Origin of the sequence: Nocardia carnea, from assembly GCF_029868855.1 — a bacterium.
GTDB classification, from domain to species: Bacteria; Actinomycetota; Actinomycetes; order Mycobacteriales; family Mycobacteriaceae; genus Nocardia; species Nocardia carnea_A.
Window position 1 is genome coordinate 16,697 of the sequence record NZ_JARWOV010000158.1, and the last position, 22,167, is coordinate 38,863.

The window sequence follows — 22,167 nt, forward strand, 5'->3', positions numbered from 1 at the left end:
CGGAAAACCTTGTCTGGGAGAGGGTTCGGACTCAGGAGTGGACCGGTTCGAACAGCGGGCCGCGGTAGACCCAATCCGCGTGCTCGTAGAGGTCGGCGGTGCCGAGCCGGTCGAGTAGCTCGTTGCGCAGGTGGCGGTGCACGCCGCGGGCGTGGCAGATCTCGCCGAACATGCGCGCCTTGGTCTGCACCTCGGCCGTACGCGGAATCCGGGCTTCGGTGAAGCGGCGGATCACCTCCGGCCATTCGATATCGCCGGCGCCGTCGCGGACCAGCGTTTCGAGGGTGTTCGCATCCTCGAGCGCCTGGCAGCAGCCCTGGGCCAGGTACTGCAGCATGGGATGGGCCGCGTCACCGGTCAGAACCAGGCGGTGGTGACCCCAGTCGTCGGCGGGTAACCGGTCGTAGAGCGGCCACCGGCGCTGTTTGCCGATATGCCCGATCGCCGTCCGCACCTGCGGATGGCATTCCGCGAAGGCGGCCTCGAGTTCGTCGACCCCGCCGAAGTCCGCCTCACCGCGCAGGAAGCCCGGCGATTCGAACACCGCGACCTGGTTGAGCACCTCCCCGGACCGCAGCCGGTACTGCACCAGATGGCAGCCGGGCCCGGCCCAGACCAGCACATCGTCGAGGTCGCGATCACCCGCGGGCACCTCGTCGGCGGGGACGGTGCCGCGGTAGGCGACGTACCCGGACGGCTGGAGTTCGTCCCCGACGATGGCCTGCCGCAGCACCGAATGCAGACCGTCGGCCCCGATCGTGGCCGCGGCCGCGAAGGTCCGGCCGTCGGCTGCGTGGGCGACGGTCCCGGTATCCGTGGTGTCGACCCGTTCGATCCGCACATCGGTCAGCAATTCGACGCCGGCCCGGCGGCAGGCTTCCAGCAGGATCGCGTGCAGATCGGTCCGGTGGATCACCACGTACGGGGTGCCGTAGCGGGTGCGGAAATCGGCCCCCAACGGGAGCCGGGCGATCTCCGCACCGGAGATCGCGTCCCGCATAGCGATATTCTCCGGTGCCACGCCGACCGCCCGCACCTCATCCAGCAGTCCCCACGAATCGAGGATCCGGGTGGCGTTCGGACCCAGCTGCAGCCCCGCGCCGATCTCACCGAACTCGCCGGCCTGCTCCACTACCACGGCTTTCCGACCGGCGCGGACGAGGCCGAGTGCGGTAGCAAGACCGCCGATGCCTCCACCGACCACCAGGACACCGTTATCCAGGTCACACTCAATCATGCGAGAAAGCTAGAGCGCGCCGTCCGGTGGACGGAATAAGATTCCGCTATGCGCAACCCGCCACTGCCCGAACGTCCGCCCAGCGCGGTGGGCTCCCTCGACCGCGGCCTCCGGTTACTGCAACTACTGCGCGACTACGGCAGCCTGCGGGTGATGGACGCGGCGGCCGATCTGGACATCTCCCGTTCCAGCGCACACCGGCTGCTGCAAACCCTCGCCTACCGGGGCTTCGCGGTGCAGGACGAATCGCATATCTACTTCCCCGGCCCCTCCCTGGACGCGGCACCCGCGCGGCTCGCCTGGACCAAAACCTTTCGGGCCCTCTGCCAGCCACACCTCGAAGTGCTGTCCCGGCGCAGCGGCGAATCGGCCAACCTGATGATCCGGGTCCGCGATACCGTCCGGTTCCTGGGCACCGTCCGCGCCCAGTCGGTGTTCGCCACCAACGATCGCGACGGCGTGGTGATGCCGGCGCACCGGGCGTCCGGCGGAAAAGCGCTGTTGGCGACGCTGCCCGAAGAAGAACTCCGCCAGCTGTATCGCCGATCGGGTCCCGGCGGCACCCCGGTCCTCACCGAGGACGAATTCCGTTCGCTGACAGAATCTCTCGCGCAGATATCGGCGCGCGGGTTCGCCGTCAACTTCGAGGAGACCGAACGCGGCGTCGCCGCTGTCGGGGTCGCGATCAACGACCGGGCGGGCCACCCCGTCGGCGCGGTCTCGGTATCCAGCCACGCCGCGCGCTTCACCGGACTGGCCGACCGGACTTTCGTACCGCTGCTGCTCGATACCCGCGACCAGATCGAAAAGGACCTGGAGATCATCGATTTGGAGATCCGGGACCGCTGAGTACCCCGCCACCGATTCGGCCGGGCCATCTCGGCCCCGCCGCGCAATCGGGCAGCCACCGGTCCGCCACCGGCGCGGACTAGTATCCGGCAGATGTCGTTGCCGAGTGATATGCCAGCGTTCAATCGGTCCGTGGTGGAGGATTTCCGCGCCCACGACGGTGAAATCACAATGGACGGAATGCTGAAGGGGGCCGACCTCGTCCTACTGACCACAGTCGGCAGGCGCAGCGGGCGGCAGCATATCGTGCCGCTGGCCTATCTGACCGACAGTGACGACCGAATCGTATTGTGGGCGTCCAATATGGCCGCGGCCGAGCATCCGGCATGGTACCGGAATCTGGCCGCCAATCCGCAGGTCATCGTGGAACGCCCGACCTCCGCGGGGATCGACCTGTTCACCGGCACCGCGCATACCGCCGCCGGGGCCGAACGCGACCGGCTGTTCGCAGCGCTGGCGGACCGGTTTCCGCATATGGCCGCCCACCAGCAGCAGACCGAACGAGAAATCCCGCTCGTAGTGGTTGAACGCGTCTCCGGGCTGACCGGATAGCCGGGCGATCATCGCCCGATCATGGGGGCCAGTGGTCGGTCCAGCCCCGCGCCTGTTCGACCTGCGCGGCCAACGCCATGAGCGTCGGGTCGTCGTGGAGCCGGCCGACCAACTGAACACCGATCGGCAAGCCGGATCGCGCGAAACCGACCGGAAGCGACGCCGCGGGATTGCCGCATACATTCCACATCGCCGTATAGGAGGTCATCGGCAACGCGGCGATCAACCCGTTGATCGCGCCGCGCGGCAGGGCGGGGACCGGCGGCGGCACCACCGGAAGCGTCGGGGTGAGCAGCACATCCACTTCGTCGAAGACGGTGTTCACGCGCGCCGCGGCCCGGGCGCCCGCGGCAATGGCCTGCCGGATCACTGCGGGGCGGGCCCATGCGCCCAAACGCAGGACGGTGCGGGTGCGTGCCTCGAGCCTGCTGCGTTCTTCTACGCGCGCTGCCTCGTCGCGGACCCCGCCGAGTACCTGGGTGAGAAAACTGAACCGGATATCGGGGTAATCCGGTTGCACCGGACGCACCTCATGGCCGAGATCGGTCAGTGTCGCGGCCATGGCGGCAGTCGCCGCCACCACCTCGGGATCACATTGCGTCCCGCGTGCCGGAGGCGTGGTGCACCATCCGATCCGCAATCGGCCCGGGAACGTTCGTACCGCCTCGACCAGGGAGACCGGCGATGCGGGTGCACCGTAGCGATCGCCGGGCGCCGACCCGGCTATCACATCGTGGACCATGGCGCTGTCGAGCACCGACCGGGTGAGCGGGCCCAGCACCCCGAGCGAATGCCAGAGATCCGGATGCGGCGCCGTGCTGACCCGCCCCCGCGACGGCTTCAGACCGAACAGGCCGCAACACGAAGCGGGAATCCGGATCGACCCACCGCCGTCTCCGCCGATGGCGGCCGCCACCATACCGGTGGCGACAGCGGCCGCCGAGCCACCGCTGGAACCACCGGCAGTATGCCGGGGATTCCATGGATTGTCGGTCCGCCCGGTGGCCTCGGATTCGGTGAACGGCCACAGACCGAATTCGGGCATTGTCGTCTTGCCGATGATCACCGCACCGGCCCGGCGCAGCCGCCGCACAATTTCGCTGTCCGCCGCGGCGGGGGTGTGGTTCGCGCGACCACCGAATGTGGTCACCGAGCCGGCGATATCGTTCTCCTGCTTGATCGCCACCGGAACTCCGTGCAGCGCACCGCGCGATCCGGCAGGGCAATTGTCCAGTCCCGCCGCCTCCCGCAGCGCGGATTCGGCGAGGACCTCGGAGAATGAGTTCACTCGCGGGTTCAGCTCGGCGACGGCGGCGAGCACCGCCTCGGTGAGCTCCACTGCACCGACTCGGCCGTCGCGCAGTGCCGCGGCCTGCCCGGCCACACCGGAGCGCAGTAGGTCACGCACTGTGCATCGCTCTCCTGCAGAGGTTCCACCGGTGCCGTAATCCTGCCAGAACGGCGGGTGAGTCATCCACCGCGGCGGCGGCACACAATCATGTACCCATGGACAGCAGTGACGTCGCGCGTCTCGTTCACGAGGTGCTTCGCACCGTCACCCACGGTGAACCCGATGTCACCGCGTTGGCGGGCTCGCTGACCGAGCTGAGCCTGGATGCCGGGACGGTCGGTGCGATCGTGGACCGGGCGCGCCGCGACCGCGCCGAGGTCGCGCGCCTGCGCCGGCGCGAACAGGAGCTCACCGCGTTGTTCTCCAGTGCCCGCGATCTGGCCGAAGTGCGCGATATCGATGCGCTGCTGGCCAGGCTGGTGGCGCGCGCGCACGAGATGATGGGCACCGATGTGACCTACCTGTCGGAGTTCGATCCCACCACCCGGGACCTGCACGTCCGCAAGACAATGGGGGCGGTGACCCCGCAGTTCCAGGATCTGCACGTCCCGGCCGGTACGGGCCTGGCGAGCCGGATCGCCGATACCCGGTCGGCGCAGTGGGTCCCCCGCTACAGCGAGTACGTCGAGGGCACCCATGAGCACACCATCGACGATGCGGTCTTCGCCGAAGGGATCATCTCGATCCTCGGTGTGCCGATGCTCTCCGACGGCACCGTGCTCGGCGTCCTCTTCGCCGCGACCCGGCAGGAGCACCGGTTCACTCCCGAAGAGATCGCGCTGCTCTCGGCGCTGGCCGACCATGCCTCGGTGGTACTGCAGACCGCGAATATCCTCGCGCAGCTCCGGGAATCGCAGGACCGCACCCGCGGTGCCCTGGAGAAGCTGACCGCGCACCTGGCAGCCCGGGACCGGTCGAGCGCGGTCCACCAGGAGCTTGTCCACGCCGTACTGTCCGGTGGCGGCTTCACACAGGTCGCACGCACCTTGGCGGCGGCGCTGGACCGTCGGGTGACGATCATCGACGCCGAATCCTTCCCGATCGCCACCTCGGCGGCCGCGGACAAGGAGCACGTCGCGGTCAGTCTGTCGCCGGGCGTGCGAGCCGCCATCTCCCTGAGCCGGTCGAGCGGGCACTGCCGGTCGGTCGAGAACAACAGAGCAGTCGAGGCAGTTGCCGCCGTCACCGCCGGTGAACTGTATTTCGGCGCGCTACTGCTCACCCCCGGCAGTGTGGAACTCGGTCCGGTGGAGCGGCGCACGATCGAGCGGGCGGCCCAGGTCGCGGCGCTGCTCGCCCTGCAACAGCGGGCGGTCACCGACGCATACCGCCGTGAACGCGGCGAACTCATCGCCGACCTACTGGATTCGTCGCCGGAAAGGCGAGGCGATCTGGATCAGCGGATGCGCAGGCACCGCCTGACGTTGTCGGACCTGAAAACGCTGCACATCGTCGAGGTACCGCCGGACCGGCGGGCCCGCGCCGAACGCGCCACGGCGGGATTTCTGGGCGAGGGCGGGCTGGTGGGCGAGCACGCGGCCACCGTCGTGGTGATCGGATCGGCCGTCGATCCGATGTCCTTCGCCGCCGATCTCCGCACCCATCTCGTCGGCGCGCTCGGCGCCCCGGTTCTCGTCGTGACCGCACCGCGGGCCGCCGCTCCGGACGATCTCCCGCGCCTTTTCCGTACCGCGCGACAGACCGTGCGCCTGCTGGCGGGTCTGGGTATCGGCGACCGCGCCGTCGCCACCGAGGCCTACACCCCGTATACGGTCCTGTTCGGCGCCAACCCGGAGGCCCTGCAATCCTTCCTCGACCTCACCATCGGCCCGGTCGTCGACTACGACGCCCGGCACGGCACCGATCTGCTCACCACATTGCGCACGTTCGTGCGGCACGAGGCGAGCCCGACGAAGACGGCTCGGGCGCTGAACTATCACACCAACACCATCCTGCAGCGTCTCGACCGCCTCAAAGCCCTGCTCGGCGCGGATTGGCGGCAGGACGAGAACCTGTTCCGCATCTCGCTCGCCACCCGCTTGGACGAGTTGCGGTCGGTATCCAGGCAATGACCGCGGAGTGTGGGATGAACCCACCGATTCAGCGATTTCATGTGCTCTCGCCACATGTCGCCGGTTACATCGCGGTCGTAGCGTCGGACCCGGCAGATTTTCCCCGGGGACGCGGATACCGCGTTCCCGCGATATGGAGGGCGCAGTGACCGTCAACAGCAGAATTCCCGGCTTCAAGGACTTGTCCGTCGAGCAGCGCCGCTCGGTGGTTTCCGAACGGACCGGGGTTGCTGTCGCGGACCTGAACGTCCTCGACCCCGCGCACGGCCTGGATACCGAACATGCCGATCACATGATCGAGAACGTGATCGGGGTGCTGGGTATCCCGGTCGGTATCGCCACCAACTTCCGGATCAACGGCCGGGACTACCTGGTCCCCATGGCGACGGAGGAGCCGTCGGTCGTCGCGGCGGCGAGCAATGCCGCGCGGATGGCCCGCGACCGGGGCGGATTCTTCACCTCGGGCACCGGGCCGGTGATGCAGGCGCAGATCCAATTGCTGGACCTACCCGACCCCGAAGCCGCGCGGCTCCGCATCCTGGAACACCGTTCGGCCGTCGTGGACCTCGCCAACGAGCAGGATCCGACCCTGGTCCGGTTCGGCGGCGGCGCCCGGGATCTCGACGTGCGCCTGGTCCCGACCCGGACCGGGACCCATGTCGTGGCGCATCTGGTGGTGGATGTGCGCGATGCGATGGGCGCCAACGCGGTCAACACCATGGCCGAAGCCATCGCACCCCGGCTCGCGGAGATCGCCGGGGGCCGCCCCCTGCTCCGCATTCTCACCAATATGGCCGACCGGCGGATTGTGCGGGCACGCGCCGTGTTCGACCGCGAACTGCTGGGCGGAGAGCAGGTCGTCGACGATATCGTGCACGCCTCGGCACTCGCCGAAGCCGACCCGTACCGGGCCGCCACCCACAACAAGGGCATCATGAACGGCATCACCGCCGCGGTGCTCGCCTGCGGCAACGACACCCGCGCCGTAGAGGCGGGCTGTCACTCGCACGCCGTCGGCCCCGACGGCCGGTACACGGCGCTGTCGAATTTCGAGAAGACCGCCGACGGGCATCTGTCGGGAGCCCTCGAAGTGCCGATGGCGGTCGGTCTGGTGGGCGGCGCCACCAAGGCGCATCCGGTGGCGCAGGCAGCGGTCGAGATTCTCGGAGTGACGACGGCTACCGAGCTCGCCGAGGTCGTGGTCGCGGTGGGGCTGGCCCAGAACCTCGCCGCCTGCCGTGCCCTGGCCGCCGAAGGGATCCAGCGCGGGCATATGAGCCTGCACGCCCGCACCGTCGCCGTGACCGCCGGCGCGGACGCCGCGGAGCTCGACGTCGTCGTCGCGCAACTGATCCAGGACAAGAACATCCGCGTCGAGCACGCCGAAAAGGTCCTCGCGGACCTGCGGAGCCGGAGCTGAGATGAGCACGGATCCCACAACCGTTCGGCGGCCGGCGCCACACGTGCACTCGAGGCCGGGTCTACCGGCCGCGGTCCGGGTCTACGAAGTCGGCCCCCGCGACGGTCTCCAAGCCGAGGCCACCGTGGTACCGACGGCGGCCAAGGCCGAATTCTGCCGGCGGCTCGTCGCCGCGGGCGTTTCGGCCGTCGAGCTCACGAGTTTCGTTTCGCCGCGCTGGATTCCGCAGTTGTCGGATGCCGAAGAGCTGCTGGCCGGCCTCGATCTGCCCGGCGATATCCGCCAGGTGGTCCTGGCTCCCAACCGCCGCGGGCTCGATCGGGCGCTGGCCGCCGGTGCCACGGAACTCGCCGTATTCGTCAGCGCGACCGAAACATTCGCGGCGAAGAACCTGAACACCACGATCGGCGGCGCGCTCGAATCCGCACGTCCCGTCGTGGCCGGCGCCGCCGCCTGCGGGCTCGCCACTCGCGCGTACATCTCGATGTGCTTCGGAGATCCGTGGGAGGGCGCCGTCGGGACCGGGGCCGTCGCCGATATCGCCGAACGCCTCTTCGACATGGGAGTGGCCTCGATCTCGCTGGGCGACACCATCGGTGTCGCCGCTCCCGGACACGTCCACGACCTCCTGGAGGCCCTGTTCGCGCGGGATATCCAGCCCGAGACCCTGGCGATGCATTTCCACGACACCTACGGCCAGGCACTCGCGAACGTCTACGCCGCCCTGACCGCCGGCGTCACCGAATTCGACAGTGCGGCCGGCGGCCTGGGCCGCTGCCCGTATGCCGCCGGAGCCACCGGGAACCTCGCGACCGAGGACCTGGTGTGGATGCTGCACGGACTCGGTATCGCCACCGGTATCGACCTGGACGCGCTGGCCGCGGTCTCCCGGTGGATGTCCACCGTCCTCGGCCGCCCCAGCCCTTCGCGAGTGGTCACCGCACTCGCCGCCTCGACTTCCTGACCCGCCCGACCCCTCGACGCCGACGGAGTACCCATGCCCACCGAACCCGCGCCGCCAGTGCCGGCGGCACCGGCCGACCCAACCGCCACCGCACCGGCCGGCGAACACCCGCAGTACCTGGAGGTGTGGGGTGACACCGTCGTCGGTCGCCATCTGGCCGTCTCCGTGGTCATCGGCGTCGGCCTGAGCCTGGCCGCGCTGCTGCTGTCCGACTGGGCGTTCTCCTCGTTCGTCACGAACGAATCGCTGGCCGATGCCTACGCCCTGCTGGTGGGTATCGCCGGATGTGTGGTGGCCGGGGTGATCTGCGGGCGGTTGTTCCGGCCGAAACGGATCGTGGTCACCGACGCGTCCGAGGACGCGGCCGTCGGTGAGGTCATCGCCACGTTGCGGGAAGAACGGCAGGGCCTGGGGTCGCTGGACGATCTGCCCGACCACACGCGGCGTGAACTCGACGATCTCGGGCTGCGCCCGCGGTTCGCCGCGGCCGAACGCGAGAACACCCAGGCCGCGTCATGAGTGCGATCCTCACCAGCGATATCGCGCTGGCCGTCATGCTCGCCGTGATCGGCGCGATCGTCTTCTCGCTGATCGGCATGGTGTCGGGTACCGACGAAACCGCGACCATCGCCCCGCTGACCCTGCTGGTCATCCTGCTGGGCGCGCCACCGGCGGCCGTGTTCACGTTCTTCCTCTCCGGAGCCGTGGCCAAACATATGACGCATGCGGCGCCGACCACCCTGCTCGGCATACCCGGGGACACGATGGCCGTCCCGCTCATGCGCGAAGCCCGGATGCTGCGTGCGCTGGGCGTACCCCATATCGCCTTGCGTAAAGCGATCTCCGCGGCCGTGATCGCCGCTGTGATCGCCGTCCCGGCCGCCGTCCTGTTCGCCACGCTGCTGGCCCCGATCGCCGACCACGTCCAGTCCGCCGCGCCGTGGCTGTTCCTGCTGGCCGCGATCGGTATCGCCTATGCCTCGCCCGGAAAATGGGCGGGTGTGGTCGCGCTCGTACCGTTCGTCGTCCTGATCCTGGGGCTCAAACAGCTCACGGAGTCCTACGATGTCGCACTCAACATCAGCTATTTCCTCGGTATCGCCGTCGGACCACTGATCGCCGACCTGTTCTTGTCCCTGGGCCCGCAGGGACGTGCCGAAATGGCGCGTAAGGAACCGGCGACGGTATGGCTCGCCCCCGATGTCAAGACCTGGAAGGGCTACTTCCCCAATCCGTTCCGGATCCTCGACCGCGGGCAGACCGGCTATGTCGCGGCCACCGCCACGGTCTCCAGTGCCACCTTCGTGTTCAGTCCCGTCGCCATGACGGTACTGATGGGCGAAGTGGTAGCGAGCCGGGTCAAACACGGCTACCGCCGGCTCACCTCGGTGATCGCCGCGCGCAACGGCACCACCGAATCGACCTATATCGCCGAAGCGCTCATCCCGCTCATCGCGTTCGGGTTACCGTTGAGCCCCGTCGCCGCCGGGCCCGCCGCGCCGTTGTTCAACGCCCCACCGGTTTTCACCACCGACGACGGCAACGGCAATATCGACAATCTGTCCACCGCGCTCACCAATACCGAATTCCTTTTCTACGGACTCGCCGCCGTCGCGGTGGCGGTCCTCATCGCCTACCCGTTCGCGATGAACTTCGCCCACCGGGCCGCCAGTATCGTCGTGCGCTACGTGAGCCACGAAGCCATCATCGCCGCGTTCGCCGGGCTGGTCGTGGTGATCAGCGTCTGGGAGGGCGGGGTCCTCGGCCTCGCCGTGACACTCACGGTCGGCCTGGTCGGCGGGCTGCTCTGCCGGTTCTTCAAGATCCACGCCGGGGTGTTGTTCATGGGCTACTACGTGGCCGTCTTGACCATCCCCGCGGTGCTCGCGCTCTGAGACACCGGCAGTACCGAACGGCGGGTACCGCTCCACCCGGGGCGGTGCCCGCCGTGTGGTGTGTCGGCACCCGTTTCGGTCGGAGCGGTTGGTGGACACAAGTTTCGGCACCGGCACCGAAGACGGCACCGGCGACCCCTCTGCCGGGCACACAGAATCTCCACAATTGACGCCTGGTCTCTCCACAACGGGTGGCTAGGCTCCCCGATCATGGAACAGAAGGCACCGGTAGGGGGAGCGACGGCGCGGCGGATCCTGGTGGTGGACGACGAACTCACCATCGCGGAATCCGTGGCGGCGCGGTTGCGGGCCGAGGAGTTCACGGTGGAGCTGGCCCACGACGGACCCGCGGCGGTGGCCGCCGCGCGCACGTTCGAGCCCGATCTCGTCGTTCTCGACGTCATGCTGCCCGGTTTCGACGGCCTGGAGGTGTGCCGGCGGATCCAGGCCGAACGCTCTGTCCCGGTACTGATGCTCACCGCGCGAACCGAGGAAACCGATCAGCTCATCGGTCTCGGCGTCGGCGCCGACGACTACCTCACCAAACCGTTCTCCCTGCGGGTGCTCACCGCGCGGGTGCACGCGTTGTTGCGCCGGGTGGATCGCGCCGCACTGCCCGGCACGATCACCGTGGTCGGTGATCTGCGGATCGACGCCGACCAGCGGCGGGTCTGGCGCGGCGGGGTCGAAGCACAGCTGACACCGCTGGAATTCGACCTGCTGGCGAGGCTGGCGCAGCGTCCCCGCGCGGTGCTGGCCCGCGAACGGCTCCTGGAGGAGGTGTGGGACTGGGCCGATGCCGCGGGTACCCGGGCGGTCGACAGCCATATCAAGGCATTGCGCCGCAAACTCGGCGCCGACCTGATCCGGACGGTCCACGGTGTCGGCTACGCCCTGGAGACCAGATGAGCGGGCATACGGTCACCGGCGACCGGGGCCGGTTCCCGGGTGGGTTGCGGCGGGTATCCGACCGGGTGGCGGCGGTGCTGCCCCGGCCACTGGACCGGATCCGTTCCATCAAACTCAAACTGGCCGTCCTGATGACCTTCGCGGGCGGACTCGCCTTCGGCTATTTCCGCCTGCAGATCGGCTGGCTGCCGCCGATGACCACCCTGGCCGCGATGGTGATCGCGCTGGTGTCCTCCCAGTTCCTGGCGCACGGCATCACCACGCCGCTGCGCGAGATGACCGCCGCCGCGCAGCGAATGGCGCGCGGTGACTACTCGAGCCGGGTCCGTGCTTCCTCCCGGGACGAAGTGGGTCAGCTGGCCGAGGCGTTCAACCGGATGGCGGACGATCTGGCCGCAGCCGACCAGCAGCGCCGCGATCTGATCGCCAATGTCTCGCACGAATTGCGCACCCCGATCACCGCACTGGGCGCCGTCCTGGAGAACCTGGTGGACGGGGTATCGCAGCCCGATCCGAAAACCCTCGAAACGGCGCTCGCGCAGACCGAGCGGCTCGGCCGGCTCGTCTCCGAACTGCTCGACATCTCGAGTATCGAGGCGGGCGCCGTCCCGCTCGACCGCGGCGTATTCGCCATCGCACCGCTTTTCGCGGAGGTGGTGGCCGAGGTCGAGGTCATGACGGCGGCATCGGGCCGCGGTATCCGCTTCCGCAGCGGGGTCGAACCGGACACCGCGACCGTATACGCCGACCGTGCCCGCCTCCACCAGGTATTGCTGAACCTCCTGGACAACGCCGCCCGCCACGGCCCGACCGGCGGTGAGGTCCGGGTCCGCGCCCACACCGTGGGCGGCGACCTCGTCATCGATGTGGAAGACGACGGTCCCGGCATACCCCCCGCCCAGCGCGAGCGCATATTCGACCGTTTCACCCGCGGCGGCCGCACCGACGGCGGCGGCACCGGTCTCGGACTCGCCATCGCGCGCTGGGTGATCGATCTGCACCGCGGCTCCATCGCCGTCACCGACCCCGGCTCCCGGATCCGCGTGATCCTCCCCGCCACCGAGCCACCCGACCACTGACTTCTCCATCCACACAGCCCGGCCGCCGATCGGCTCCGGGTCGATAACGCACATCTTCAGGAGGGACCCCCATGCCCAGACGATCCACACCGAACGGTGACAACCCGGAACGACCGGCGCCGGTGGAATCGGCGGAATCGCCCGAGCCCGAACGCTCTTCGGCGATCGAGAACTCGGCGAAGCCGACGGGGACAACGGAAACCGAAGGATCGACCGTCAGCGTCGAATCGGCAGCTTCTGCCGAACCAGGCGACCAGGCGAAATCGGCCGGGCCGCCGGGTACGACCGACCCGGCAACACCGACCGCGCGCCCAGCAGGTACCGGTCAGGTGCGACCAGCCGACTGGATAGAAACGGCCGATCAGGCGACACCCACCAAGCCGTCCGCAAGAACCGACTCGCCGCAGTCGGCCGACACGGCAGGACCAACCGACCCGGCGACACCGACCGTGGCGTCCGGGACCGGGCCGTTGCAATCGCCCGGGTCGGCGGCGGCGGTGGATTCGACGACTTCGGCACATCCTGCCGGCACGCTCGTATCGGCCGGGACTACCGAACCGACCGGCACCGCGACCGAACCAGCCGATACCACGGACTCGGCCGGGACCCGCGCGCCTGCGTCCGGAGCGGGTGATCCGGACGCGTCCGCATATGGTTCGCCGGTCGCGGCCGCCCGATTCGCGGGGTCTGCCTCCGGCACGGAACCCGACGCGGATTCGACCTCCGACGCCGTGCTCTGGGGCCCCGGGAGCCGGGCCCCAGTGCAACCGCCCAGCGCACCGAGTGCACCGGAGTACCCGAGACCGCCTGCCGCCGTACCTCGCCGGAACCTGGTCGCCTACCCGGCGGGTGTCCTGCCCGCGGCAGGGGCGGCGGGTCTGGTCGCGGCGGCCACCGTTCCGCTCGACCGGCCCGGAATCGGCTGGTTGCTCGCGGGTTCCGCGGCGGCGGCCGCGGTCGGTATCGTCCATCACCGGGCACGTCGTGGCGCGGGACCGGAGCAGGGACAGTCCCGGAGCCGGGAACGCCTGTGGTGGGCGATCGCGGCACTGGCATTGCCGGCGGTCGGCACTTTCCGGGCCGCGGGCTGGTTGTTCGTGCTATGCGTGGCGGCAGCCGCCGTGGCGGGGTCGCTGGCGGTGGTGGGCCGACGTTCGGAACGCGGGATATTCCGGGATGCGCTGGCCGTTCCGCTGGCATCGGCAGGGGCCGTCGCCTGGGTGTACACCGCGCTGGGTAAGCGGCGCGGCGGTGCCGGGACACGTAATCGCCGGCTCGGCGTATCCGCCGCCGTCACGGTGGCGTTGCTGGCGGTGTTCGTACCGCTGCTGGCCGGCGCCGACGCCACGTTCGCAGCGTTGATCGACGGCCTGATCCCGCGGATGGACGGCGACACCCTGACCCGCTGGATCGTGGTGTTCGTAGCGGCGGGTATCGGAACGCTGGGCGCCCTGTACCTGCTCGCCGGTCCCCCGCTCCCGGCCGACGGACAGCAGCAGGTCGCTAATCGGACGCTGGCCCGGCTGGAGTGGGGCCTGCCGGTGGGCGCGCTGACAGCCGTTTTCGCGCTGTTCCTCGGCGCACAACTGGTGGCCCTGTTCGGTGGCGACGACTACGTGCAGCGCACCGCCGGCCTGACCTACGCCGAGTACGCCCGGGGCGGTTTCTGGCAGCTCTCCGCGGTCACCGTGCTCACGCTCGCCGTCATCCTGCCCGTCCTGCACCGGGCCACCCGGGACACCGCCGTGGACCGGCTGTGGTTGCGCGGACTGTTGTGCGCGATCAGCGGGCTGACGCTGGTGATGATCGCCTCCGCGCTCGGACGTATGTGGACCTACCAGCAGGCGTACGGATTCACCGTGTTGCGGTTGCTGGTGGGCACCTGCGAGATCTGGCTCGGCATCGGATACGTGCTGGTGATCATCGCCGTCCTGCGCCTGGAAACGGCGTGGCTGCCCCGCAGTGCGATCGCGACGGGGACGGCCGCACTGCTGGCTCTGGCCGCGCTGAATCCCGAGGGCCTGGTCGCCGCCGAGAACATCGACCGCTGGGAACGCGGCGAGAAACTCGACGTCGACTACCTGGCCGGCCTGTCGGTCGATATCGTCCCCGCCCTCGACCGCCTGCCCGCCCCGATCCGCAACGACCTGCTCGACCGGCTCGACCACCAGCTCGACGACGACACCTGGAACAGCTGGAATCTGTCCCGCGCCCGGGCACGCTGAGCCGTCCAGGGGCCCGTCGCGCGCTGTAACGGTGCCGACCGGTCCGGCGGGACTTCGGCGAGATCCGCGCGCGAGGATTCCTCAGGCGTGGGCCAGAACCGTGGTCAGTGCTACGTGGACCGCGGTGCCCGTCAGGATGCTGAGGACGGCATTGTGGCGCCACAGGTGCAGGGCGAGGGTGACGACGAGGGCGGGCCCGGTGATCCACAGTTGCGCGGGGGCGATATCGCGCAGGGTGTAGGCAGCGAGGATGACCATGACGCCGACGGGCATATGGCGGCCCAGATAGTCGACGATACGGCTGGCGCGCAGCGGGGCCAGTACCGCGAACGGCAGCGCCCGCAGCGACCAGGTGATCAACGAGCACAGTGCCGTGGCGGCGATCAGATAGCCCGTATCAGGCATCGGCGGTCTCCTTCTCGGTGAATGCCCGGCGCAGGAGCAGGGCCGCCAGGAACAGGCCCAACGCGACGGGCAACATCTGCCCCGGCAGCAGAACACGGGCAATCAGCGCGCAGAGCAGGGCGAGCACCGGGACCGGAATATCCCGGTCGGCGCGGAAGCCGTCCACGGCGAGCACAACGAACAGGGCGGTCAAGGCGAAATCGAGACCCTCCAGCTGCACCGGCACCAGCGCCGCACCCGCGGCGCCGACGGTCGCCCCGGCCACCCAATAGGCCTGGCACAGAACTTGCAGCCACAGGATGCGGCGGCCGGTCCACCGCTGGGCGGCCGGGCCGGTGGTGAGTGCGTAGGCCTCGTCGGTCAGTGCGAAGGTCGCATACCCTTTGCCCCACCGGCCCCGGATCCGGTGCAGCGGGAACGACAGTGCGTAGAAGACGTGGCGGAAATTGACCAGGAACGCGGCCAGCGCCACCTGCGCCAGCGGCGTGGCGGCGGTGACCAGGCCGATCAGCAGGAATTCGAGCGATCCGGCGTAGACGACCCCGGCGAATACCGGTGCCCACCACCAGGCCAGCTGGCTGTGCACCACCAGTACCCCGAGCGCGAGCCCGAGGGGAAACAGCGCGAGACCGACCGAACTGGTGTCCACGAGCGCCGCCCGCAGATCCGATCGCTGTGCGACCGGAGCCGGGGAGCCGGATGCTGCCGTCGGTGTCGAAGTGCTGCTCACCAGGTCATTTTATGTGCCGAGAGGCGTAATATGGTTTCCTGTTCTGACCACATATGAGCACTGTGAGACATATATGCATCTCGATTCGGTGGATAGAGATATTTTGTTTCACCTCCGCCAGGACGGCCGTCTCACGAACGTCGAGCTGGCCAGAAGAGTGGGGCTGACACCACCCCCGTGCCTGCGCCGGGTGAAACGGCTCGAGCAGGCCGGAGTGATCAGCGGCTACCGGGCACAGATCGACCCGGCGGCGCAGGGTCGCGGGTTCGAGGTGGTCGTCGCGGTGGAGATCAGCATCAACGATCTGCAGACAGTGGAGGAATTCGAGACCGCCATCGCCTCCTACGAGGAGGTGGTGGAGTTCCACCGCCTGTTCGGCCGGCCCGACTACTTCGTCCGGGTCGCCGTCACCGATCGGGAAGTCTTCGAGAATTTCCTGACCGGCAAACTGATGGGGCTGCGGGCCGTGGCCCGAGTCGACTCCCACCTGATCATGAAGAAGATCAAGACCGACGGCTGATCCCGGCAGGCGTGGTCACGAGACCGGGTACGCGCCCCGGACAACGAAATCCGGTAGCGGTATCGGCCGCGAGTTCTCGCGCAGCGAGCGGGCACCGGCCACCCCGACCAGCGACGCGGCGACCGCGGGCAACGCCGGGACCAGAGGCGGGCGGCCGTCCTCGACGCATGCGCGCAACCCTTCGAGGATCCGGACCGTGCCTTCCGCCTTCGGCTCCACACGCGTCCCGTCGGGAAGGAAGAGCGGTGCGGGTTCGCGTTCTTCGTCGCGTACGTTCCCGCCGGGATCGGTCCACGATTCCTTGCGCACCCGAACCGACCACGCGCGCTCGCCGGTCGCCCGCACCGACTCGGCGAGTCCCTCGGTGCCACGTGCCGAGAACCAGCTCCAATGGCTGTCCGGTTCGCCCTGCAGGAAACCGTGCCGGGTGATCGCCAGCCCACCGTCGTCGAGACGCACCACCATGACCACTGCGGTGCGCGGATCGGCGGCGTCGACCGGGAAGGCCGCCACCTCGGTGGGCATCGCGCCGGTGAGCGCGAGCACCGGCGAGAGGGTGTGGGTGCAATACGCTGTCGGTTCGATCCGGCCACGCCAATGCGCCGGATCGCCGATCAACCCCGCGACCGCGTCCGGCGCCATCCCGTGCAGGTAGTCCGCTTCGATCAGGGTGACCCGCCCGATTTCTCCCGCTTCCACGATGGTGCGCACGAGCTGGACATGCGGGTGGAACACATAGTTCTCGGCGAACGAGTAGGTGGCGGCCGAGCGCCGCTCGGCCGCGAGCAGTGCCCGCGCCTGCTGTTCGTCCACACAGGCCGCGGATTCGGAGAGCACGTGCACGCCCGCGTCGAGAAATGCGACGGACAGGGGCGTGTGCTCGTCGAAATCGTTGGCCAGCACCACCGCATCGAGCCGTTGGTCCAGCAGAGCCGGCCACTCGTCGACCGACGCCGCGCCCGGCAGCAGCTCCCGCGCTTCGGCGCGCCGGCCGGGATCGCGATCACAGACGGCCACCACTTCCATACCGAGCCGGCGACACCAGGTGGCCAGATACAAACCCATCCCCAAACCCACGACACCCACACGCATGGCCGCATCTTCGGTCGCCCGGAAGGTCGCGGTCAACCGAATTACGGATGTGTTGGTGCCGCTCGGTCCGAGACGGCTCCGGCCAGTTCCAGCACGGCATGCAGCAGCACATCGATACCGTCCGCGCAGGCTTCCGGAGTGGAGTATTCCCGCGGGTTGTGGCTGATCCCGTCGTACAGGCCCGGAACGAAGATCATGCCGGCCGGACACAATGCGGCGATCTCGCCCGCATCGTGACCGGCGCCGGAGGTGATGGGGGCGCTGCTCATCCCGAGATTCGCGGCATGCTTTTCGACCAGATCCCGCATCTGTTCCGCGAACACCACCGGCGGGGTCTTGGCGGTGGTGCGGGAGGTGATCGTGACCCCCGCGAGTTTCTCCACTTCGGCGAGGTAGGCCGCGAGGTCGGCTTCCGCACGTTCCATGGCCGCGCCGTCGGGATTGCGCAGATCGACCGTGATCAGCGATTTCTCGGGCACGATATTGATCAGGTTCGGATAGTTGACCTGCCGCCCGACCGTCGCGAGCATCGCGCCGTACTCGCCGGATTCGACCATCTCGTTGAGCCGCACCGTGATCAGCGCGGCGGCGAGTCCGGCATTGCGGCGTAGATGATGCGGTGTGGCGCCCGCGTGCGCGGCCCGGCCGGTGATCTGGAGTTCGAGCCAGGTGATCGCCTGAACGCCCTGCACGACTCCGATCCGGGTGTCTCCCGCGGCCAGGATCGGGCCCTGCTCGATATGACATTCCAAGTACGCGAACGGCGCCCGGATCGGTGTGGCGACCTCGCCGGCCAGCCGGTGGCGGTCGAGTTCGGCGCCGACGGTCACCCCATCGGGATCGGACCGCTGCCGAGCAGCGTCCAGGCCGATCCGTCCGGCCGCGACGGCGCTGCCGAGCATATCGGTTCCGAACCGCACCCCTTCTTCCTCGGTGAACACGGCCACCTCGAGCGGGCGTTCAGTGGCGATGGCGTGATCGTTCAGTGTGCGGACCACTTCGAGTCCGCCGAGGACACCGAGACATCCGTCGAACCGGCCCGCTGTGGCGACGGTGTCGATATGCGATCCGACCATCACCGGCGGAAGGGTGTTGTCGCTACCGTCGCGGCGGGCGTAGATATTGCCGATCCGGTCGGTTGTCACCGTGAGCCCCGCCGCACGCATCCACCCGGTGACCAGTTCCCGCCCGGCCAGTTCGGCGTCGGTGAGGGCCAAGCGGCACACTCCGCGCAGACCGGTGTCCTCGTCGGAATAGGCTCCTACCTCACCCAATTCGCCGAGTGATCGCCACAGCCGTTCGGCGTCGATCCGGATATCGGAGGTTGACATGTATTCCTCCACTCACGCGCCGGCCGGCACGGCGCCGGTGACACGGTTGAAGTTGGCGAGATCGGTGGCGCCTTCGGTGGAGAAGATCAGGACGTGATCGTCGGGACCCAATTCCAGTTCGCGGGCGTGGGTGAGCAATCCGGCCAGCCCGGCCGCCCCGCTCTCTCCGGAAACGACCCCGTCGGCGAACATCAGCCGCATCGCGTCTTCGGCGGCGGAGTCGGTGACCGTCGCGAAAACGTCGTAGCCGCCGGATACATCCGGCCAGGCGATCACCGACGGTGTACCGCAGTTGAGTCCGGCCATGATCGACCGCTGCGGGCCGGGGATGGTGGTGATACCGCCGGCTTCGATACTGGCGGTGACGCAGTCGGCGTCGATGGGTTCCACACCGAGCAGCCGGGTGCCCGCGCTGGTGCGGAATCCGCGTGCGACCGCGGCGGCGAAGGCACCCACCCCGATCTGCGCGACCACCACGGTCGGCCGGGGGGCACCACCGGCGGCGATCTCGTCCAGGATTTCGCCGATCATCGTGGAGTATCCGTCGATCACCCAGGACGGCGGGTCGACGTATCCCTCCCATGAGGTGTCGGAGACGACGAGCGAATCCGTATCGGCGAGTTCGGCGCTGCGGCGGATGGCGTCGTCGTAGCCACCGGGCACCACCTCTACCTGCGCGCCTTCGGCCGCGATGGCGTCGATGCGCGCCGGCACCATATCCTCCGGCACCAGAATGTGGGCCGAGAGCCCGAGTAGTGCCGCCATCCTGGCGACGGCACGTCCGTGGTTACCGTCGGTGGCCGAGACCAGCCGCAGGCCCGGCGCCCGCACGCCGAGCTCGGTTCTCAGCTCGGTGAGCCCGAGTCCGCTGTCGACGGAATGGCCGAGATATGCGAGCAGCGTCCGATAGGTAGCCCAGGAAGCGCCGAGGATCTTGAACGACGGCATACCCATCCGGGCGGATTCGTCCTTGGCGTGTACCGAGCCGACGCCGAGGCGGGCGGCGGCCGCGGGAAGGGCAGCGAGCGGAGTGGGGCGGTAGTCCGGCATCGACCGGTGGAAAGCCCGGCTCCCGTCGACCAGTGGACGCACGGTGTCCTTGGCTACCAATGGATTCCGCACGAGTCGCGGTTCTGGCATCACGTTCCTCCCGGGCTGCGAATGACCGATTCAGAATAGAAATTTGTATGACAACTGTCAAGTGACTTAAGCCAAATCGCCCTGATAAGCTGCGCAGGCGTCCACACGTACGTCCGACCGCAGCACAGTGAAAGGGCACCCGCGATGGCCACCAGCGCCCCCGCCGATTCGGCGGGCCTCGGCGACGACATCTCCCGGATCCGTTCCCGGCGCCAGCTGCACGCGGAGATCCGGGAAGCCATCCTCAACGAGTTCATCCTGTCCCGGAAACTGGCCGCCGGCGACCGGCTGCCCTCGGAAAGCGAACTGTCCCGGCTGTTCGGCGCCTCCCGGGTGACGATCCGCGCCGCGCTGCAAAGCCTCAAAGACCAGGGCTATATCCGGATCGTGCGCGGGTCGGGCTCGATCGTGCTACCGCTACCCGAATCGATCAGCTCGGGTATCGACCGTCTCTCGTCCTTCGATACGTTCGCCGAACAGTCCGGTAAGGAAATTCGCACGGCCGACCTGGAATTCACCAGGATCGACCGGGACGACGATCCACTCGCCGCCGTTTTCGAGCCGGGCCCGATCACCGTGGTGAGCCGCACCAAGACCGTCGACGGCCGCAAGGTCGCGCTGATCGTGGACTATGTGCCGGAATCGGTACTTCCGCCGGAGGCGCTCCGGCGCCGCTTCGACGGTTCCGTTCTGGACCTGCTCCTGGCAGATGGACTCGCCGAGTATTCCGACTGCACGCTGACCCCGGTGGTGGCGACAGGCGATCTGCGCGATCGGCTGGAATATGAGAACGGCAGCCCGCTACTGCAACTCAGCGAACTCACCCGCAACTCGGTGGGTGCGGTGGTCGACCGCAGTGAGGCGTGGCTGTCGCCCGAGACGTTCCGCTTCCAACTGCGCCGCCGCCGCGAGAGCTGACAGCGCGGCCGCCCCGTCACCTGTTCGGACAGGCGGCGGGGCGAATTCCCTACCGTGCCGCGGCCGGCTCCTGCCGCTTGTCGGCTTCCGGCCCGTAGGCGTCGGGGACCAGCTTGCCGCGGCGCGCGTCGATCATATGGATGACCAGGAACGACGCCAGCCCGCAGACACTGCCGAAGATGATGGCCGCGACAGCGAACGGTTCATCGGCCAGTTCCCAGCCGAATCCGCAGACAGTACCGACGATGATGGAGACGACACCCGCCAGCCGGCTCGTCTTCTTCAGTATCAGGGCGAAGAGGAAGGCGGAGAACGGCCCGGCCGAACGCATGGTGAACGCGAACACCAGCAGCGGGATGATGGCCTGGCTCCACAGCGAGATCAAGGTCGCGAGCACGCCCACCACCAGTACGCCGATCCGGCTGTACTTGATCTCGTTGTCCGCGGTGACCGTCCCGCCGAGCTTGGGCAGCAGATCCTTGATGAAGATAGTCGACGAACCGAGCATATTGCCGCTGGCACTGGACAACGTCGCCGAAACCACGGCGCTGAGCAGCAGACCGGCGATGAGTCCCGGCAGCAGCCCCACCGACACCGTGGCCAGTGCGTTGTTCGGATCAATATCGGGGTAGACGGCCAGCGCGATCAGACCGAGCACCGCGGGGATGAACGCGTAGACCGACATCAGCAACCCGCACAGCACCGATCCGAGCACGGCGGTGCGGGGGGTACGGGCGGAGTAGTACCGCTGCACCGCCTCCTGACCGGTGGAGAAGGTCATGAAGTAGAGCACGACGAGCCCGATGATGGTCGGCCAGCCGATCTTTGTGAAGCCGAGCTGGCCCTCGGGCAGGTTGGCGACCACGTTGTCCCAGCCACCCGCATTGTGCAGCGCGAACGGAACGGCGACCGCGAATCCGCCGACGATCAGGAAGAACTGCACGAAATCGGTGAGCGTGACACTCCACATCCCGCCGATCCAGGTGTAGAAGATGACGGCGATTCCGGTGAACACGATCGACCAGGCCAGGCTGATCCCACCCAGGGTGGAAACGATGGTCGCCGTCGCGGTGATCTGCACCGCGGTCAGCGCGACCAGCGCGACACTGCCGAGTACCGCCGACATCGTCTGGGCGGCCGCACCGTAGCGCCGGCCGATGACCTCGGGCACGGTGACGGCCATGGTGCGCCGCATGGCCGGGGCCACGAACGACACCAGCAGGATGCCGATCCCGGCGGCTACCACGTACCATCCGGCCGACAGACCCCAATCGCCGTACGCCTTGCTCGCCACACCGACCGAACTACCACCGCCGATCTCCGTGGCAGCCAGCGTGCCGGCCATCATGAACACCCCCAGCCGGCGACCGGCCAGATGATAATCGGTGCCGTCTTTGATACGGGTCCGGGCGTACAGGCCGATACCGACCATGACGGCCAGATAGATCACCATGATGGTGATGACGGTCGCGTTCATT

Annotated in this window: 20 protein-coding genes; 12 read left to right on the plus strand and 8 right to left on the minus strand. The window is 68.5% G+C overall.

Annotated elements, in window-relative coordinates; genetic code table 11:
• Window positions 1–31 precede the first annotated feature (31 nt).
• Complete coding sequence (locus tag QH195_RS14390) at window positions 32–1,237, minus strand: FAD-dependent monooxygenase (RefSeq protein WP_280435725.1); 1,206 nt, start codon at window positions 1,235–1,237, stop codon at window positions 32–34.
• A gap of 48 nt (window positions 1,238–1,285) precedes the next feature.
• Here QH195_RS14390 and QH195_RS14395 point away from each other — a divergent pair, with 48 nt between their 5' ends.
• Window positions 1,286–2,086, plus strand: coding sequence for an IclR family transcriptional regulator (locus QH195_RS14395; protein ID WP_280435726.1), 801 nt, complete (start codon window positions 1,286–1,288; stop codon window positions 2,084–2,086).
• A gap of 93 nt (window positions 2,087–2,179) precedes the next feature.
• Window positions 2,180–2,638, plus strand: a complete 459-nt coding sequence (locus tag QH195_RS14400; RefSeq protein WP_280435727.1) for a nitroreductase/quinone reductase family protein — start codon at window positions 2,180–2,182, stop codon at window positions 2,636–2,638.
• A gap of 19 nt (window positions 2,639–2,657) precedes the next feature.
• Here the strand turns inward: QH195_RS14400 and QH195_RS14405 are convergent, their stop codons facing one another.
• Complete coding sequence (locus QH195_RS14405; RefSeq protein ID WP_280435728.1) at window positions 2,658–4,046, minus strand: amidase; 1,389 nt, start codon at window positions 4,044–4,046, stop codon at window positions 2,658–2,660.
• A gap of 98 nt (window positions 4,047–4,144) precedes the next feature.
• Between QH195_RS14405 and QH195_RS14410 the strand changes: the two genes are divergently transcribed.
• The 8 genes from QH195_RS14410 to QH195_RS14445 all read left to right on the plus strand — a co-directional run bounded on the left by QH195_RS14410 (window position 4,145) and on the right by QH195_RS14445 (window position 14,553).
• On the plus strand, window positions 4,145–6,061 hold the full coding sequence (locus QH195_RS14410) for a helix-turn-helix domain-containing protein (protein ID WP_280435729.1): 1,917 nt from the start codon (window positions 4,145–4,147) through the stop codon (window positions 6,059–6,061).
• 145 nt (window positions 6,062–6,206) lie between these two features.
• Window positions 6,207–7,481 carry a hydroxymethylglutaryl-CoA reductase, degradative gene (locus QH195_RS14415; RefSeq protein ID WP_280435730.1) on the plus strand — a complete coding sequence of 425 codons (1,275 nt, stop codon included), beginning with the start codon at window positions 6,207–6,209 and terminating at the stop codon, window positions 7,479–7,481.
• Between the two features lies 1 nt (window position 7,482).
• Window positions 7,483–8,445: a hydroxymethylglutaryl-CoA lyase gene (locus tag QH195_RS14420; protein WP_280435731.1), complete on the plus strand. Its 963-nt coding sequence runs from the start codon at window positions 7,483–7,485 to the stop codon at window positions 8,443–8,445.
• A gap of 33 nt (window positions 8,446–8,478) precedes the next feature.
• The gene (locus QH195_RS14425) at window positions 8,479–8,964 is read left to right on the plus strand and encodes a hypothetical protein (RefSeq protein WP_280435732.1); all 486 of its coding nucleotides are present in this window, start codon (window positions 8,479–8,481) and stop codon (window positions 8,962–8,964) included.
• Window positions 8,961–10,340, plus strand: coding sequence for a tripartite tricarboxylate transporter permease (locus tag QH195_RS14430; RefSeq protein ID WP_280421423.1), 1,380 nt, complete (start codon window positions 8,961–8,963; stop codon window positions 10,338–10,340). The genes QH195_RS14425 and QH195_RS14430 overlap by 4 nt, the downstream gene beginning before the upstream one ends.
• A 210-nt stretch (window positions 10,341–10,550) precedes the next feature.
• Window positions 10,551–11,249, plus strand: a complete 699-nt coding sequence (locus QH195_RS14435) for a response regulator transcription factor (protein ID WP_280435733.1) — start codon at window positions 10,551–10,553, stop codon at window positions 11,247–11,249.
• A gap of 131 nt (window positions 11,250–11,380) precedes the next feature.
• Entirely contained in the window at window positions 11,381–12,328 is a 948-nt protein-coding gene (locus QH195_RS14440; protein WP_432278400.1) for a HAMP domain-containing sensor histidine kinase, read from the plus strand.
• A gap of 761 nt (window positions 12,329–13,089) precedes the next feature.
• Window positions 13,090–14,553: a DUF4153 domain-containing protein gene (locus QH195_RS14445; protein ID WP_280435735.1), complete on the plus strand. Its 1,464-nt coding sequence runs from the start codon at window positions 13,090–13,092 to the stop codon at window positions 14,551–14,553.
• Between the two features lie 81 nt (window positions 14,554–14,634).
• On the opposite strand, the gene QH195_RS14450 is transcribed toward QH195_RS14445, so the two are convergent.
• Together QH195_RS14450 and QH195_RS14455 are read right to left on the minus strand one after the other, a co-directional pair.
• Window positions 14,635–14,958: a branched-chain amino acid transporter permease gene (locus QH195_RS14450; RefSeq protein ID WP_280435736.1), complete on the minus strand. Its 324-nt coding sequence runs from the start codon at window positions 14,956–14,958 to the stop codon at window positions 14,635–14,637.
• Window positions 14,951–15,688 (minus strand): AzlC family ABC transporter permease, encoded by a 738-nt coding sequence (locus tag QH195_RS14455; RefSeq protein WP_280435737.1) that lies wholly within the window; start codon window positions 15,686–15,688, stop codon window positions 14,951–14,953. Before QH195_RS14455 ends, QH195_RS14450 begins: the two co-directional genes overlap by 8 nt.
• 73 nt (window positions 15,689–15,761) lie before the next feature.
• On the opposite strand from QH195_RS14455, the gene QH195_RS14460 reads away from it, so the two are divergent.
• The gene (locus QH195_RS14460; protein WP_280421417.1) at window positions 15,762–16,208 is read left to right on the plus strand and encodes an Lrp/AsnC family transcriptional regulator; all 447 of its coding nucleotides are present in this window, start codon (window positions 15,762–15,764) and stop codon (window positions 16,206–16,208) included.
• Window positions 16,209–16,223: 15 nt separating this feature from the next.
• On the opposite strand, the gene QH195_RS14465 is transcribed toward QH195_RS14460, so the two are convergent.
• The 3 genes from QH195_RS14465 to QH195_RS14475 are packed head-to-tail and all read right to left on the minus strand — an operon-like array spanning window position 16,224 to window position 19,771.
• A complete protein-coding gene (locus QH195_RS14465; RefSeq protein ID WP_280435738.1) occupies window positions 16,224–17,300 on the minus strand; it encodes a Gfo/Idh/MocA family protein in 1,077 nt (358 codons plus the stop codon).
• A gap of 41 nt (window positions 17,301–17,341) precedes the next feature.
• Window positions 17,342–18,631 carry a hydantoinase/carbamoylase family amidase gene (locus QH195_RS14470; RefSeq protein ID WP_280435739.1) on the minus strand — a complete coding sequence of 430 codons (1,290 nt, stop codon included), beginning with the start codon at window positions 18,629–18,631 and terminating at the stop codon, window positions 17,342–17,344.
• A gap of 12 nt (window positions 18,632–18,643) precedes the next feature.
• Entirely contained in the window at window positions 18,644–19,771 is a 1,128-nt protein-coding gene (locus tag QH195_RS14475; RefSeq protein WP_280423929.1) for a diaminopropionate ammonia-lyase, read from the minus strand.
• Between the two features lie 144 nt (window positions 19,772–19,915).
• On the opposite strand from QH195_RS14475, the gene QH195_RS14480 reads away from it, so the two are divergent.
• The gene (locus tag QH195_RS14480; protein WP_280435740.1) at window positions 19,916–20,689 is read left to right on the plus strand and encodes a GntR family transcriptional regulator; all 774 of its coding nucleotides are present in this window, start codon (window positions 19,916–19,918) and stop codon (window positions 20,687–20,689) included.
• A 49-nt stretch (window positions 20,690–20,738) separates the two neighbouring features.
• Here the strand turns inward: QH195_RS14480 and QH195_RS14485 are convergent, their stop codons facing one another.
• Window positions 20,739–22,166 carry a sodium:solute symporter family transporter gene (locus tag QH195_RS14485; RefSeq protein ID WP_280423931.1) on the minus strand — a complete coding sequence of 476 codons (1,428 nt, stop codon included), beginning with the start codon at window positions 22,164–22,166 and terminating at the stop codon, window positions 20,739–20,741.
• Window position 22,167 lies beyond the last annotated feature (1 nt).

Excerpts from the sequence above, each read along its gene's own strand:
- QH195_RS14485 (WP_280423931.1), bottom strand. The coding sequence starts at position 22,166 with ATGAACGCGACCGTCATCACCATCATGGTGATCTATCTGGCCGTCATG.
- QH195_RS14410 (WP_280435729.1), top strand. The coding sequence starts at position 4,145 with ATGGACAGCAGTGACGTCGCGCGTCTCGTTCACGAGGTGCTTCGCACC.
- QH195_RS14425 (WP_280435732.1), top strand. The coding sequence starts at position 8,479 with ATGCCCACCGAACCCGCGCCGCCAGTGCCGGCGGCACCGGCCGACCCA.
- QH195_RS14465 (WP_280435738.1), bottom strand. The coding sequence starts at position 17,300 with ATGCGTGTGGGTGTCGTGGGTTTGGGGATGGGTTTGTATCTGGCCACC.
- QH195_RS14435 (WP_280435733.1), top strand. The coding sequence starts at position 10,551 with ATGGAACAGAAGGCACCGGTAGGGGGAGCGACGGCGCGGCGGATCCTG.
- QH195_RS14395 (WP_280435726.1), top strand. The coding sequence starts at position 1,286 with ATGCGCAACCCGCCACTGCCCGAACGTCCGCCCAGCGCGGTGGGCTCC.
- QH195_RS14475 (WP_280423929.1), bottom strand. The coding sequence starts at position 19,771 with ATGCCAGAACCGCGACTCGTGCGGAATCCATTGGTAGCCAAGGACACC.
- QH195_RS14450 (WP_280435736.1), bottom strand. The coding sequence starts at position 14,958 with ATGCCTGATACGGGCTATCTGATCGCCGCCACGGCACTGTGCTCGTTG.
- QH195_RS14460 (WP_280421417.1), top strand. The coding sequence starts at position 15,762 with ATGCATCTCGATTCGGTGGATAGAGATATTTTGTTTCACCTCCGCCAG.
- QH195_RS14420 (WP_280435731.1), top strand. The coding sequence starts at position 7,483 with ATGAGCACGGATCCCACAACCGTTCGGCGGCCGGCGCCACACGTGCAC.
- QH195_RS14430 (WP_280421423.1), top strand. The coding sequence starts at position 8,961 with ATGAGTGCGATCCTCACCAGCGATATCGCGCTGGCCGTCATGCTCGCC.
- QH195_RS14480 (WP_280435740.1), top strand. The coding sequence starts at position 19,916 with ATGGCCACCAGCGCCCCCGCCGATTCGGCGGGCCTCGGCGACGACATC.
- QH195_RS14400 (WP_280435727.1), top strand. The coding sequence starts at position 2,180 with ATGTCGTTGCCGAGTGATATGCCAGCGTTCAATCGGTCCGTGGTGGAG.
- QH195_RS14470 (WP_280435739.1), bottom strand. The coding sequence starts at position 18,631 with ATGTCAACCTCCGATATCCGGATCGACGCCGAACGGCTGTGGCGATCA.
- QH195_RS14440 (WP_432278400.1), top strand. The coding sequence starts at position 11,381 with ATGACCTTCGCGGGCGGACTCGCCTTCGGCTATTTCCGCCTGCAGATC.
- QH195_RS14390 (WP_280435725.1), bottom strand. The coding sequence starts at position 1,237 with ATGATTGAGTGTGACCTGGATAACGGTGTCCTGGTGGTCGGTGGAGGC.